Origin of the sequence: Ralstonia sp. ASV6, from assembly GCF_016429285.1 — a bacterium.
GTDB classification, from domain to species: domain Bacteria; phylum Pseudomonadota; class Gammaproteobacteria; order Burkholderiales; family Burkholderiaceae; genus Ralstonia; species Ralstonia flaminis.
Genome location: NZ_JAELUI010000482.1, coordinates 1 through 390, shown reverse-complemented (window position 1 = coordinate 390; position 390 = coordinate 1). Strand labels below are relative to the sequence as shown.

Below are 390 nucleotides of genomic sequence, written 5' to 3'. Positions count from 1 at the left end.
CCCCCCCCCCCCCCCCCCCCCCCCCCCCCCCCCCCCCCCCCCCCCCCCCCCCCCCCCCCCCCCACTCTTTTCAACCCGACGACGGCATACGCGATCCTGCGCCATGTCTCGTGGGCTCGGAGATGTGTATAAGAGACATGAGTAGCACCTCTGTAAAAGAATATACTTCTAGTACCTGTTCTATCATATAATACACCACCTGCACAAATAAATAAACCACTAGATACAAAACCATGTGCTAAACCTAACACCTGTCTCTTATACACATCTGACGCTGCCGACGAAGGCCGTGGGGGGGAGGGGTCGGTGGGGGGGGGGTGGTTGGGAGGGGGGGGGGGGGGGGGGGGGGGGGGGGGGGGGGGGGGGGGGGGGGGGGGGGGGGGGGGGGGG

Annotated in this window: 1 protein-coding gene; it reads right to left on the bottom strand. The window is 65.9% G+C overall.

Annotated features, from left to right (window positions below):
• Positions 1-251 (bottom strand): proton-conducting transporter membrane subunit (locus JHD73_RS30090; protein WP_368735571.1); only part of this gene is annotated, 251 nt, incomplete at its 3' end.
• Positions 252-390: the final 139 nt, after the last annotated feature.